This window comes from Candidatus Binataceae bacterium (assembly GCA_036495685.1).
Classification (GTDB): Bacteria; Desulfobacterota; Binatia; order Binatales; family Binataceae; genus JAFAHS01.
In genome coordinates, this window is record DASXMJ010000031.1 from 1 (window position 1) to 13,662 (window position 13,662).

At 61.1% G+C, this 13,662-nt stretch carries 11 protein-coding genes; 8 read left to right on the top strand and 3 right to left on the bottom strand.

What is annotated here, in order from left to right; translation table 11 throughout:
- Window positions 1-121 precede the first annotated feature (121 nt).
- Window positions 122-2,323, top strand: coding sequence for an excinuclease ABC subunit UvrB (gene uvrB / locus VGI36_03485; protein ID HEY2484180.1), 2,202 nt, complete (start codon window positions 122-124; stop codon window positions 2,321-2,323).
- A gap of 431 nt (window positions 2,324-2,754) precedes the next feature.
- Here uvrB and VGI36_03490 read toward each other — a convergent pair whose 3' ends face one another.
- Window positions 2,755-3,600 carry an SDR family oxidoreductase gene (locus VGI36_03490; protein HEY2484181.1) on the bottom strand — a complete coding sequence of 282 codons (846 nt, stop codon included), beginning with the start codon at window positions 3,598-3,600 and terminating at the stop codon, window positions 2,755-2,757.
- Between the two features lie 98 nt (window positions 3,601-3,698).
- Entirely contained in the window at window positions 3,699-4,514 is an 816-nt protein-coding gene (locus VGI36_03495; GenBank protein ID HEY2484182.1) for an SDR family oxidoreductase, read from the bottom strand.
- 107 nt (window positions 4,515-4,621) lie between these two features.
- Between VGI36_03495 and uvrC the strand changes: the two genes are divergently transcribed.
- Entirely contained in the window at window positions 4,622-6,694 is a 2,073-nt protein-coding gene (gene uvrC / locus VGI36_03500) for an excinuclease ABC subunit UvrC (protein HEY2484183.1), read from the top strand.
- A gap of 28 nt (window positions 6,695-6,722) precedes the next feature.
- On the opposite strand, the gene VGI36_03505 is transcribed toward uvrC, so the two are convergent.
- Window positions 6,723-7,271, bottom strand: coding sequence for a hemerythrin domain-containing protein (locus VGI36_03505; protein HEY2484184.1), 549 nt, complete (start codon window positions 7,269-7,271; stop codon window positions 6,723-6,725).
- Between the two features lie 374 nt (window positions 7,272-7,645).
- Between VGI36_03505 and VGI36_03510 the strand changes: the two genes are divergently transcribed.
- From VGI36_03510 to VGI36_03535, 6 genes are all read left to right on the top strand, one after another.
- Complete coding sequence (locus tag VGI36_03510; protein ID HEY2484185.1) at window positions 7,646-8,086, top strand: OB-fold domain-containing protein; 441 nt, start codon at window positions 7,646-7,648, stop codon at window positions 8,084-8,086.
- An 83-nt stretch (window positions 8,087-8,169) separates the two neighbouring features.
- Window positions 8,170-9,330 carry a thiolase family protein gene (locus VGI36_03515; protein ID HEY2484186.1) on the top strand — a complete coding sequence of 387 codons (1,161 nt, stop codon included), beginning with the start codon at window positions 8,170-8,172 and terminating at the stop codon, window positions 9,328-9,330.
- A gap of 100 nt (window positions 9,331-9,430) precedes the next feature.
- Window positions 9,431-10,324, top strand: coding sequence for a polysaccharide deacetylase family protein (locus VGI36_03520; protein ID HEY2484187.1), 894 nt, complete (start codon window positions 9,431-9,433; stop codon window positions 10,322-10,324).
- Window positions 10,325-11,581, top strand: coding sequence for a histidine--tRNA ligase (hisS, locus tag VGI36_03525; protein HEY2484188.1), 1,257 nt, complete (start codon window positions 10,325-10,327; stop codon window positions 11,579-11,581). It begins immediately after the preceding gene.
- 47 nt (window positions 11,582-11,628) lie between these two features.
- Window positions 11,629-13,422 carry an aspartate--tRNA ligase gene (gene aspS, locus VGI36_03530; GenBank protein HEY2484189.1) on the top strand — a complete coding sequence of 598 codons (1,794 nt, stop codon included), beginning with the start codon at window positions 11,629-11,631 and terminating at the stop codon, window positions 13,420-13,422.
- Window positions 13,419-13,662 (top strand): hypothetical protein (locus tag VGI36_03535; GenBank protein ID HEY2484190.1); only part of this gene is annotated, 244 nt, incomplete at its 3' end. The genes aspS and VGI36_03535, both read left to right, overlap by 4 nt.

Sequence of the window (13,662 nt, forward strand, 5' to 3'; positions counted from 1 at the left end):
AGAATTCGACTATAAATGTAATCTACGGTGTATATTTACGCGAATTTTTTTCTGATCTTGGCACCCCTGACCATCCCGGTTCGGATGATGCGGATCGGTGTGCTAGACTGGTACTTTTCCTATGTTGCCTTTGGCGCGCGGAAAAGAAGGCGTTTTCAAGCTGGTGTCGAGCTATCGGCCGCAGGGCGATCAGCCGACCGCCATTGACGCGATTGTAAGCAATGTGCAGCAGGCGGTAGCCCACCAGGTGCTGCTGGGGGTCACCGGGTCTGGCAAGACCTTCACCATGGCGAACGTGATCGAGCGGGTGAACCGTCCCACACTCGTTATCGCGCCCAACAAAACGCTGGCGGCCCAGCTCTATAACGAGTTCAAAAGCCTGTTTCCGGACAACGCCGTCCGCTATTTCGTTTCCTACTACGATTACTATCAGCCAGAAGCATACGTGCCGTCGACCGACACCTTCATAGAGAAGGATGCCAGCATCAATGACGAGATCGACAAGATGCGACATTCGGCGACCAAGGCGTTGCTGGAGCGCAACGATGCACTGATCGTCGCATCGGTATCCTGCATCTACGGTCTGGGCGAACCGGAAGTGTACTTCGAGATGCTGGTTTTCGTGGAAGAGGGCCAGACCATCGAGCGTGATCGGGTGTTGCGCAAGCTGGTCGATATCCACTACCAGCGCAATGACTACGACTTTCATCGCGGCACCTTCCGAGTGCGGGGCGACACGATTGAGGTATTTCCGGCGTACGAAGAAAGCCGGGCGGTGCGGATAGAGTTCTTCGGGGACCAGATTGAAGCTCTGTCCGAGATCGATGCGCTGCGCGGAAAAGTCATCCGCAAGCTACAATCGGTCGCGATCTACCCAGCCTCGCACTACGTCACGACCTCGGATCGGATGGAGCGCGCGGTCGGGACGATTCGTGCCGAACTGAAGGAACGGCTTGAGTGGTTTCGCACCGAGAACCGTCTGCTCGAGGCGCAGCGCCTGGAGCAGCGCACCATGTACGATCTCGAGCTGCTCGCCGAGATGGGGTTCTGTCCGGGTATCGAGAATTATTCGCGTCACCTGACCGGGCGCGCTCCGGGCGAACCGCCGCCTACCTTGCTGGACTATTTTCCGAATGGTTCGCTGTTCTTCATCGATGAGAGTCACAACACGATTCCCCAGATCGGGGGTATGTATCGCGGCGACCGCTCGCGTAAACAAACCCTGGTTGATTTCGGGTTCCGGCTTCCTTCCGCACTGGATAATCGGCCGCTCAATTTCGAGGAATGGGAAAGCCACATAAATCAGGCAGTCTACGTTTCGGCGACGCCCGGCGACTACGAGCTCGAGCGTTCGGGAGGCTTGCTGGTCGAGCAGCTCATTCGACCCACAGGGCTTATCGACCCCGAAATCGAAGTCCGCAGGGCGGGAACCCAGGTCGATGACCTGCTCGAGGAGATTCGCAAACGGGCCGCCGCCAATGAACGGATCCTGGTCACCTGCCTGACCAAGAAGATGGCCGAGGATCTAACTGATTACTATCACGACCTTGGAGTTCGGGTGCGCTACCTGCACTCCGACATCGAGACGATCGAGCGCGTCGAGATAATCCGAAGCCTGCGCAAGGGTGACTTCGACGTCCTGGTCGGAATCAACCTGCTGCGTGAGGGCCTGGATTTGCCGGAGGTGTCGCTGGTCGCGATCCTCGATGCCGACAAGGAGGGATACCTGCGCTCGACCCGCTCTCTCATTCAGACCATCGGGCGCGCAGCCCGTCACGTGAACGGGCGCGTCCTGATGTACGCCGACCGCGTCACAGACTCGATGGAGCGAGCCATTGGCGAAACCAATCGCCGCCGCGCCAAGCAGCTGGCATACAATGAGCAACACGGCATCACCCCCCAATCGGTCACCAAGGCCATCGATGCGTCGCTGGTCGAGATGTACTCGCCGGAATGGGCGATCGTGCCGGAAGTAGAAGCGAAAGACTCCGAGGAGGAGTTCATTGCACCGCATGAACTCCCCGACCGAATCACCGCGCTGCGCCATGAGATGATGCAGGCGGCGAACGACCTGGAGTACGAGCGCGCCGCCGAGCTGCGTGACCAGATAAAGCGTCTGGAGCGCAAGATCTTTGGAATGGACCAGCCGCCCGTGCCCGCTGCAACCGTTCCGGCGCCCGGGACCGCTGGTTCACGGATGAGCCAGACCCGCGGACGCAAAGGCGCGGGCGCAGCGACCGGAGCGGCGGCCGCGGGAGCAGCATCGGGCAAACGACCGATCCGCCAAGGTCGGCTCAGGTTGACCCCGGACCGTCCCACCTGAGTTTGCGCAGCTTTTACTACTGTCTGATGCGACGCTCCACAAACGGTTGGTGACTTCGCTGTCTTTGCGGCGAGCTGCTTTTTGGTCCTTGGCATGGGCTATCAGCAAGGCCGCCTCGTTGAACGATCGAAGACTCAGTCGCCGCGGCGGAACGAAATCCCGACCAGATCGTCGCGGTTGCTCCACAACTCCACACCTCCCGGATTCCGTCACAGGTGCGGTGGGGCGACGCCGACACGGCATTCGAAAGGCCCGCTGTCGCTCGGCTGACTGCGCGACAACCTGGGTGGGTTGCGCAGGGTCACGACCGTGCCGCACGCGAGTTGTTCTGGCCCGAAGAACATCCGCGCCTGCTGCTCAAGGAATTCTGGGCAAGCGCAAACTAGAGCAGGGCGCAGACGGGACACGGGGCCACGTCTGCGCCCTCCCTACTACTTCTCGAACGAAGGTCCTACGTAGCCCGCGGGAGGCAGGGCGGTAGGGTTTTGCCCGCGGTCTCCCGCGTTTAAAAATTGGCTCCCGACGGTCAACCCGCCGTCGACGACCATCGCCTGACCGGTAACCCACTGCGCATCATCGCTCGCCAGGTAGAGCGCCATCCCCGCGATATCTTCCGGATGACCGGCGCGCTGAAGTGGTTGCCCCTTCGCCATCCAGTCTTCCATCGCTTCTTTGACGCCGGGCTGGTTGCGGTGAAGGATTGGCGTGTTGATTCCACCCGGACAGATACAGTTCACACGAATTTTGTCCTTGGCGAATTCGAGTGCCGCCGAGCGTGTGAGATTGACCACCCCGGCCTTGGCCGCGCAGTAGGGATGCAATCCCGCAAAGCCGCGGATGCCGGCTACCGAAGCGGTCGAGATAATCGACCCACCGCCCACCTTGCGTAGTTCAGGGACGGAGTGCTTTATGCCCAGGAACACCGAGCGCAGTAGCACCGCGATACTTCTGTCCCAGTCTTCGACACTGATCTGTTCCAGGGGGCCCACCGCACCGCCGATGCCGGCGTTGTTGTAAACGATATCGAGTCGACCGAACTCTTTGACGGCGCGTGCGACCAGCGCCTTTATCTCGGCTTCGCTTGAAACCTCCGCTTTCTGAAATACGGCGCGGCCGCCGTTCTCCCTGCAGTCGCGGACCGCGGCTTCGCCGCCTTCAACATTGAGGTCGGCAATCACCACCGCAGCGCCTTCGCCTGCAAAGCGCATGGCCGTACCGCGTCCGATTCCGCTGGCGGAACCGGTGATGATTGCTACTTTTCCATCCAATCTACCCATGAAGATTCTCCTCTTCTGGCTTCCTCCGAGGTCTGGACCCGGGGAGCTGTCATCCGCGATGCTCAAGTGCGAAATCGTCACTCGCCGAGCGCGGGTTTCTAGCGCTCGAAGGATGGCCCCGAAAAGCCCGCTTCGGGCACCCGGAAGCGGACGTTGCCGGTGTTGATTCCGCCGTCGACCACCATCGCGGTGCCGCTTATCCATTCGGATTCATCGCTGGCAAGAAACAACGCCATGTTGGCGATATCTTCGGGATGTCCCGCGCGCGGTATCGGCTGCATTTTCGCCATCCGCTCTTCGGCCGCCTCCTGGCCGCCACGGGTGCCGCGATGGACCAGTGGCGTATTCACGCCCCCCGGACAAATGCAATTGACGCGGATGCGATCATGGCCGACTTCGATCGCGACCGCCTGCGTGAGAGTGATGATGGCGCCCTTAGCCGCACTGTAAGCCGCCAAGTAGCCGACGCCACGCAAACCCGCTACCGAGGCGGTGGTGATGATTGATCCGCCGCCGACCTTGCGCATTTCGGGGATCGAATACTTCATCCCGAAGAATACGGCGCGGAGCAGCACCGAAATCGAGCGATCCCAATCCTGGGCGGTGATTTTTTCGATCGGCCCAAGTGCGCCAGCGACGCCGGCGTTGTTGTACATGATGTCGAGGCGGCCGTATTCGCGGGTTGCGCGACCGATTGCGGCCTGGATATCCGCTTCGCTGGTCACATCGGTGCGTTGGAAGACCGCCTGGCCGCCGGCGGCCGCGCATTCGGCGACCACCTCTTCACCACCGTGCGAATTCAGGTCGGTGAGCACGACCGCCGCGCCTTCTTTGGCAAAGCGCAGTGCTGTAGCGCGGCCCATGCCACTGGCCGCTCCGGTGATGACGGCGACTTTGCCGTTGAGCTTGCCCATTAATCTGCCTCCTTGCACCGTTTACTCATCGCGCAATAGCACGCCTCGCCGAGCCGCCGCCAACCTGAGCGGCAAGGGCGATCACGGTGGTATAATGATGACGGCCAATGTCTGAAGATGAGAAAGCGCCGCCTGTCCCCGAGGGTCCGCGCTACGGATCGCTCGTGGACTACCCAAGCGTAGACGCAAGCGAACCCGCAAGCCGTCCCGCGTTGACGCTCACGGCCGACAAAGATCCGCTGACCCGCCAGCTCGAAACCATTCCGCTGTCTGCCGGCGTGTACCTGCTGAAAGATCGGGCCGGCAAGGTGCTCTACGTGGGCAAGGCCAAATCGCTGCGGCCACGAGTGCGGGCATATTTTCGCGGCAGCGAGGGAGAGCAGGGCGACGGGCGCTTCCAGGTACGCTTCCTGATGCGGCGGGTGCGCGGTTTCGAGACCATCGTAACCGCAAGCGAAAAGGAAGCGCTGATCCTCGAGAACAATCTCATCAAGCAGTACAAGCCGCGCTATAACATCCGGCTCAAGGACGACAAATCGTACCTGAGCGCCAAGATCACCAATCATCCCTGGCCGCGAATCACGGTGACACGGCGCATCGTCAAGGATGGCGGTAAATACTTCGGTCCGTTCGGATCGGCGGACGGCTTGCGCGAAACCATCGATGTCATTCGGAAGGTCTTCCCGCTCCGGACCTGCTCCGACGGAGTGTTTCGCAACCGTTCGCGCCCGTGTCTCGAATATCAGATCAAGCGCTGCATGGGGCCATGCTGCCTTACCGTCGATCGCGGGGAATACGGCAAGCATCTGCAGGCCGCGCAGATGCTGCTGGAGGGAAAGAACCTGGAGCTGCTGCGCGAACTACGCGAGCAGATGAAGGCGCACGCCTCGCGGCTCGAATTCGAAAGCGCTGCCAAGATTCGCGATCGCGTGCGCGCGATCGAAAAGACGGTCGAACGCCAGACCGTGCTCCATCACTGGGGAATCGATCAGGATATCTTCGGGCTCTATCGCGAGGGCGGCTTCATCGAAGCGATCGTGCTGATCGTGCGCGGCGGCAAACTGACCAGCACGCAGGGATGGAGTTTTCAGGACCTCGAGTTTCCCGATGAGGAAGTGCTCGGCGATCTCCTGACGCAGTACTACCAGGGGCCCCGCACCCTTCCCGACGAAGTCCTCCTGCCGGTCGCGCTCGAGGACGCCGAGGTGCGCGCGGAACTATGGTCGGAACGCCGCGGCAAGAAGACCGAGGTGTTCGTGCCGCAGCGCGGCGAGAAGCTGCGGTTGCTGGAAATGGCGATGGAGAATGCACACCAGAGTTTCGCGGCGCGCCGCGACAACGAACAGACCCGGGAGAAGATGCTCGAGGAGCTGCGCACGAAACTGCATCTGCGCAACTCCCCCAAGCGCATCGAATGCTACGACATTTCCAATCTGCAGGGTTCCATGGTGGTCGGCTCGCAGGTGACCTTCGACGAAGGCGAGCCCGACAAGAATCGCTATCGCCGCTACCGAATTCGCGGCTTCGAAGGGCAGGACGATTTTGCGAGTATGGCCGAAGTGCTGGGGCGGAGGGCGGAGCGCGCCAAGCGTGAGAACGAGTATCCCGATCTGTGGGTCATCGACGGGGGCAAAGGCCAACTTAATGTGGCACTTCAGGTTTTGCGGGAACACCACCTGGCTGACCAGATCGATTGCGTATCGCTTGCCAAGCAGCACGTGCTCAACGATCGACGCGCCAAAGAGGTGACCAAATCGGAGGAACGCGTCTTTCTGCCCAATCGCAAGGATCCGATCGTGCTGGCGAAGAACTCAACCGCACTGTTCCTGCTGGTACGGGTGCGCGACGAGGCGCATCGCTTCGCGATCACCTACAACCGCGAGCTGCGGCGGCGGGCACGGATGCGATCGGTGCTCGACGATATCGAGGGAATTGGGCCCGTGCGTCGGCGCACGCTGTTGCGGCACTTCGGGAGCCTCAGGCGAATTCGCCTGGCCTCGCTAGAGGAGATCGCGGCGGTCAAGGGGTTGAACCGCGAGCTGGCCGAAGAAATTCGCCGGCACCTGGATGCGATGGCGGCACTGCTTGATCAGGAGGAAAGTGAAGAGGGCGGACTGCCACCAGCCACGGAGCAAGCCTCCGAGGAGAAGGCTCAGCCTTCTTTGGACTTTACGGATTGAAGTTGCTCCGCGCGGCCGACTCCAGCGCTTAGCCCTTGTCCTGCGCAGTGCGCATTCGCGCGACCAGTGTGCGCGCCTCTTCGCCTCCCAATAGCCGATCCGCGAGCGGATAGAGCACGTCGTGCTCCTTGTTTTCGTGACTGCGGAGCAGGGCGCCGGGTTCTATTTCCTGACCCTCAACCGCCTTGATGCCGGTCCACAGCTCCGCAACCGTCAGTAGCGGCTTAAGCTGCTCGAGCATGTGTTCCATCTGCCGATGCTCCAGACGCATCGCGTTGGTTGGCTCGTTGTTTTTGCTTTTACTCTCGATGGCGGGGAACAGGATCTGCTCCTCGACACTTATGTGTCGCTTAAGCGCCGCGATCAGATCGCGCACCAGGCTATGGAGCTTTCCAAATTCCTCAGCGTTCAGCGCCGCTGTGGTCTGCTCCCACAAGTCGCGAAGCCGAGTGTGCTCGACATCCATGGATCCGGTGATTGTGTCAGCGCTTGCTTGAACTTGGTTTTCCTCGGTGGCCATCACGATTCCTTTCTCAGGTTCTCGATTACCATCGCCGAGCATATGAGCAAACGTCATAGAGCCGCTACGGGCTTGAGGGACGTGAGTAGTCGATCGCCTCTCCACGCACCGCAGGCGCAAAACCGGGGACTTCGCCGTTGCGCTAAGCGACGCGCGATTTGAGCAAGCAACCTGATGGTTGCTGCACCGGGATCGGGCGCCCGAGGTGCCCGCTGCCTGAGTGGAACGGGTGACCTCCTGCTCGGTCTTGGTGGTTGATGGTTTCCAGGTCCCATCGCGCGACGCACCGTGACCATTAGGATTGCTGATGTTGAGCGCTGTTTGGGTTGACGGAGTTAGATGGCTGTGGGAAACTTCGCGCCAGGCGAAGGCCGCGCGAGGCGGTGCTTCGCCGTTTTGAAGAGTAGCAGGATCGTTCGGAGGAATTTTCCATGGCTGAAGAGGCCCAGGCAACTGATTCGGGACCGCGTCCGATTGTTCCTTTTCTGAAACTCGGCTCGAATCCACATCTCGAGGGCCAGAAGTGCTCGTCGTGTGGGGCGATCTTCCTCGACGCTAAACGTGTGGCATGCTCGAAGTGCGGGTTGACCGGGACGCTGAAGCCCATCCCCCTCTCCAACAAGGGCAAGGTCTACGTCTTTTCGGTGGTGCATCAGTCATTCCCTGGCATCAAGACTCCTTACGTCACGGTGATCGTGGACTTGCCCGAGGGCGTGAGCGTCCGCTCGAACCTGATCGACGTGAATCACGAAGAACTGCAGAAGGACCCCAAGAAGGGCTTCGATATGCCCGTGGAGCTCGTCACCTCGGTGGTCGCGAAGGATCGCGAAGGCCATGACGTGGTGGCGTTTCAATATCGGCCCAGTAAATGATCTGAGGCCAGTCGGGGCTCACAAAGCTGCGAACCAACTATCGACGGTACCTCGGCATAGCCGGGCCGCCAGGAGGTTTTGATATGCGAAATGTTTACGTTCTCGGCACCGGGATGGTCAAGTTCGGGCGCTACCCGGAGAAGAGCGTTCCGGAGCTTGGCGGCGAAGCGGCGTTGATGGCGATGAAAGATGCGGGCGTTGCCATCAAAGATGTCGAGATGTTCGCCTGCGGCAATCTGTACCAGGCCAACGCCATGGTAGGTCAGCGCATCCTTCAGCAGGTCGGTCAAACTGGCATTCCAGTCATCAACGTTTCGAATGCATGCGCGACCGGCTCCACCGCGTTTCGGGAAGCTTACATGGCGTGCGCGTCAGGCATGTACGACGTTACGATGGCGGTTGGAGTCGAGCAGATGGGCAAGCAGGGCCTGCTTGGCGGCGCGGGCGGCGGTGATCCCGCCTACGGGACCGAAGGCAAGCTCGGATCCGGGCTGATGCCCGCGGTGTTCGGCCAGGCTGGCATCGAGCATATGCGCAAGTACGGTACCAAGATGGAGCACTTTGCCAAAATTTCGGTGAAGTCTCACAAGCACGCGACCAAGAACCCGTTCTCGCAATACCGCAATGAGGTGTCGCTCGAAGACGTAATGAATGCCCGCATGGTCGGGTATCCAAACACGCTCTATATGTGCTGCCCGACCGGAGACGGTGCTGCGGCGGCGATTCTCGTTTCCGAAGACAAGCTCAAGCAGTTGGCGGGTGGCCGTAAGCGGGCCAAGATCGCGGCCTCGGTGCTCACCTCTGATCCGTACACCGACCGTGACCTGACCCTCCCCGACGTGAGCACCCTAACCCGGCGTGCGTCGAAGCAGGCTTACGAGAAGGCTGGCATTGGACCCAAGGACGTTGCGCTGACCGAGCTTCACGATTGCTTTGCGACCGCGGAACTCGTGCACTACGAGAACCTCGGGCTGTGCGGAGATGGCGAAGCCGCCAAGTTCATCGATACCAAGGGTGGATGCCACCCTGATCTCGGCGGGCATGCGCCAGTGAACGTTTCTGGCGGCCTCTTGTCGAAGGGGCATCCGCTTGGGGCGACCGGAGTCGCGAACATTTGCGAAGTCGTTTGGCACCTCACCCAGGACGAGCGCGCGAAGGAGCGCCAGGTTCCCAACGCGAAGGTCGGCCAGGCCCACGTGATCGGGCTGGGCTCGGCCTGCACCATCCATATCCTGACGGTATGATGATGGCTTAGACGCCTTACTCGGCACCGAAAAAGGGCCGCTCACGAGGCGGCCCTTTTTCTTTGTTGGAACGAAGTTTAGATTTGTCGAAACGTTTCAGATGACCGAACCACGCAACGAAACTAGCACCGCGCAGAAACTTGCTTACCCAAAAGACGCCCGGTTGCTCATTATCAATGCCGATGACTTCGGCATGTGCCACGACGAGAACGAGGCGACCATCGAGGGACTTACCTCGGGACTCTTCACGTCGGCTACCGTGCTGGTGACCTGCGCCTGGTTTGAAGAGGTCGCCGACTTCGCACGCAACCATCCGAGCGCCGATCTCGGTGTACATCTGACCCTTACCAGCGAATGGGTGCCCTATAAATGGGGTCCGGTGCTGGGCCGCGGGGCGGTACCCTCGCTGGTCGATGGGCGCGGCTACTTATGGCCGGACGTGCCCCAGGTCTACGCGCACGACCGGCTGGAGGAGGCAGAGGCGGAACTGCGAGCCCAAATTGACAAGGCTCTGGCTGCGGGCATCGACGTAACTCACCTCGATTCGCACATGGGTCCGCTGCATCTGCGTGCCGATTATCACGACATCTACCGTCGGCTTGCTCGTGACTACCGTTTGCCGCTACGCATGGTCTCGCGCCGCGCCCTTAGCAAAATCGAAGGGATGCACGCGGTGCTGGACGGCTTGGAGCGCGACGGCACTTGGTATCCCGACCATTTCAACAGCGGCGGTCCTCGCCACATCGACGAGACCACGGCGTATTGGACGACGCTCATTCGGGACCTGCGCCCCGGTATCACCGAGATCTACTGTCATCCGGCTCTGGCGCGGACGGAATTGTTGGGCTGCGCGCGCGACGCCCGTCAACGAGAGGCGGACTTTCGTTTTTTCACGTCCGACCAGGCTCGCACATTGATTCGTAGCGAAGGCATCGAGCTAGTCGGGTATCGCAAACTGCGCGACGCCATGCGCGCCGCAGGAAGCCAGAGCTGAATGGAACTGACACGCTTAAGGGGATTTCGTGACATCCTCGGGGTCGATTCGCAGACCATGGCCCTGGTCGAGGAGCAGGCGCGCCGCCTGATGCGCCGCTATAACATCGGCGAAATTCGCACGCCGGTGCTGGAGGCGGTGCAGCTTTTCCAGCGGACCGCGGGTGAAACGTCTGATCTGGTCGAAAAGCAGATCTATTCGTTCACGGACCGCGACCAGGGTGAGACCGTGGTCGCGCTGCGGCCCGAAGGAACCGCCGGCGTCGTGCGCGCCTACATCGAGGCGGGCCTGGATCGCAGCGATCCGGAACAGCGCTTCTTCTACAGCGGGCCGGTTTTTCGTCGGGAACGCCCGCAGAAGGGCCGCTATCGCCAGCACTTCCAATTCGGCGTGGAGATTTTCGGCCGCCCGGACGCGGCCTGCGATGCGGAGCTGCTGACTCTCCTCGACGATCTACGTCGCGCCCTGGATTTGCAGCTCAGTTTCGAGATCAATTCGATCGGCGACCAGGAGTGTCGGCCAAAGTTCCGCCAGGCCGTGCTCGATTTCGGGCTCAAACACGAAGCGCAGCTCTGCGATGATTGCCGCAGGCGCCTGCGCCAGAACCCGCTGCGGCTGCTCGACTGCAGAATTGACGCGGCGCTGGTCGAGTCAGCGCCGAGGAGCATCGACTATCTGTGCGTCCCCTGCCGAACTCACTACGACACCGTCAAATCCTTGCTGGACGCCGCGGGGGTTGCCTTTGTCGAGAACTATCGCCTGGTCCGCGGTCTCGACTATTACTCGCGCACGACCTTCGAAGTTAAGTCCGCAAACCTCGGCGCGCAGAACACGGTCGCCGGGGGCGGAAGATACGACGGTTTCGTGGAAATGTTGGGCGGGGCTCCGATGGCCGGAATCGGTTTTGGGATCGGGATCGACCGCGTCGCCCTGGCGGTGCAGGCCGCGAATAAAGTCGCGGCGCTGAGCCCCGCTGCCGCGATCATTGCGCTGGGGGAACCTGCGCTTCGCCAAGCGACCGCACTGGCGCGGGCCCTGCGCGCCGACCAGATCGACGTCGAAGTTCTCTCTGCGGACCGCAAAATTAAAACGCTGCTTGGCCGCGCCTCGAAAATCGGTGCCCGCTTCGCGGTGATTCTGGGCGAAGATGAGCTTAAGCGCGGCGCAGTCCAGCTGCGAGATCTGCTTTTAAGCAAACAGAGCGAGGTCGTGGTCGGCGACTTGGCGCGTACTATCGGTGCGGCTCTCGTAGGGTGAGTGTTTCATGCCCCGCTGACGGCGGGTATCCTTCCAAAAAGGTAAAAATGGCCGGCCAAGAAGCTTATTCACCCCTTCCCCCCTGGCAGCGAACCGCCTACTGCGGAACCCTGCGTGCCGCGGACGCGGGCCGCGAAGTAGCTTTGCTGGGATGGGTGCAGACGCGGCGCGACCACGGCGGCCTCATCTTCATCGATCTTCGGGACCACGCGGGACTAATCCAGCTAGTTTTGAATCCCGAGACCAGCGCCGCGGCTCACGATGCGGGCGCCGACGCGCGGTCGGAGTACTTCGTCGCGGCGCGGGGCAAAGTGGTCCTGCGTAGCGAGGGAACCGTCAACCCCGAACTCCCGACCGGGCAGATTGAGGTCACGGTCACCGACTTCGAGATCGTCAACCCTTCGGCGCCACCGCCTTTTCCGATCGGCGACGGTGACACCGCCGCAGAGGATGTCCGGCTCAAGTACCGCTATCTCGACCTGAGGCGGCCTGTCATGCAGCGGAACCTGCGCGCCCGCCATCAGGCGCTCAAGGCGATCCGGGAATTCCTCGATGACAACGGGTTCGTGGAAGTGGAGACGCCAATTCTATGGAAGTCTACGCCTGAAGGTGCTCGCGACTATCTGGTTCCAAGCCGGGTGAATCCCGGCAGGTTCTATGCTCTGCCCCAATCACCTCAGCTCTTGAAGCAGCTCCTGATGATTGCCGGCTTCGATCGCTACTATCAGATTGCGCGTTGCTTTCGTGATGAAGACTTGCGGGCGAATCGCCAGCCCGAGTTCAGCCAGATCGATCTCGAGATGACCTGCCCGCGCCCCGATGACGTGATGGCAGTTGCGGAAGGCATGGTTGCGGCCGCTTATCGCCGGGTGCACGGGATCGAAATCAAGCCCCCGTTCATGAGGATGCCCTATGCCGAGGCACTCGAACGATTCGGCATCGACCGCCCGGACTTGCGCTTCGGACTAGAACTGAAAAACCTGACCACCGCCTTCGCTGGAACCTCGTTCAAGGTGTTTGCCGATGTGCTGGCGCGCGGCCAATCGATTTACGGCATCAATCTCCCTGCCGCGCATCAGCTAAGCCGTCGCGAGCTCGACGAAATGACCGAGACCCTGCGTGCGCGCCACGGGATGGGGCTTGCCTGGGTAAAAGTCGGTGACGGCGCGTGGCAGGGTCCTTGCGCCAAGTACGTGAGTGAGGCTGAACGCGCGCGGGCTGAGGCAGTCGCGCAACTCCAAAGTGGTGACACGCTGCTGATGATTGCCGGCGACGCAAGGCAGGTTCGCCCGGTGCTGGCAGACATTCGGCTGCGGTTGGGTGCGAAATTCGGCCTCGCCAATACTGGCGAACTGCGGTTTCTGTGGGTGGTGGACTTCCCGCTGTTTGAATACAGCGAAGAAGATCAGCGGCTGACATCGGTAAACCATCCGTTTACCGCGCCTCATCCTGATGATCTAACGGCACTGGATTCGGCGCCATTGAGCATGCGCGCGCTCGCCTACGATATGGTCCTCAATGGAGAAGAGCTGGGGGGAGGCTCGATTCGTATCCATAGCCGCGCGCTGCAACTCAAGGTGCTCGAAGTGCTCGGGTTCAATCGCGAGGAGGCACTGGACCGCTTCGGATTCCTGGTCGAAGCGCTCACCTACGGCGCGCCTCCGCACGGTGGATGCGCTTTCGGCGTCGATCGGCTATGTATGATGCTGTGCGGAACAGACTCGTTGCGCGACGTGCTGGCCTTTCCGAAGACCGGCAAGGCGGTCGATCCGATGAGTGGCGCACCGTCCGAAGTAGATGCACGCCAGCTCAAAGAGCTCGCGATCAAGGTGACCCTATGAGCCGTGGGCGTAGCCTCACCTTCGCGTTTGCATTGCTGGCGGCGGTTGCCGTCGGCGGCTGCACGGCGGCGGCAGGCAATGCATACGACAGTGCCAAAGATGAAATAACCGCGCTGGCACCCAAGGACGTGAAGACCCAAGCCACGCCGGCGATGAAGCAAATGAACATCGATCGGATAACCATCTTGCCACTGGTGGGCGATCCACCCCAGCAAGGCGCGCCGTTGGCTCAGGGAGCCA

What these genes read in the sequence shown, in the direction of transcription:
- uvrB (HEY2484180.1), top strand. Translation starts at nt 122, where the DNA reads ATGTTGCCTTTGGCGCGCGGAAAAGAAGGCGTTTTCAAGCTGGTGTCG.
- VGI36_03490 (HEY2484181.1), bottom strand. Translation starts at nt 3,600, where the DNA reads ATGGGTAGATTGGATGGAAAAGTAGCAATCATCACCGGTTCCGCCAGC.
- uvrC (HEY2484183.1), top strand. Translation starts at nt 4,622, where the DNA reads ATGTCTGAAGATGAGAAAGCGCCGCCTGTCCCCGAGGGTCCGCGCTAC.
- VGI36_03520 (HEY2484187.1), top strand. Translation starts at nt 9,431, where the DNA reads ATGACCGAACCACGCAACGAAACTAGCACCGCGCAGAAACTTGCTTAC.
- VGI36_03505 (HEY2484184.1), bottom strand. Translation starts at nt 7,271, where the DNA reads ATGACGTTTGCTCATATGCTCGGCGATGGTAATCGAGAACCTGAGAAA.
- aspS (HEY2484189.1), top strand. Translation starts at nt 11,629, where the DNA reads ATGGCCGGCCAAGAAGCTTATTCACCCCTTCCCCCCTGGCAGCGAACC.
- VGI36_03510 (HEY2484185.1), top strand. Translation starts at nt 7,646, where the DNA reads ATGGCTGAAGAGGCCCAGGCAACTGATTCGGGACCGCGTCCGATTGTT.
- VGI36_03515 (HEY2484186.1), top strand. Translation starts at nt 8,170, where the DNA reads ATGCGAAATGTTTACGTTCTCGGCACCGGGATGGTCAAGTTCGGGCGC.
- VGI36_03495 (HEY2484182.1), bottom strand. Translation starts at nt 4,514, where the DNA reads ATGGGCAAGCTCAACGGCAAAGTCGCCGTCATCACCGGAGCGGCCAGT.
- hisS (HEY2484188.1), top strand. Translation starts at nt 10,325, where the DNA reads ATGGAACTGACACGCTTAAGGGGATTTCGTGACATCCTCGGGGTCGAT.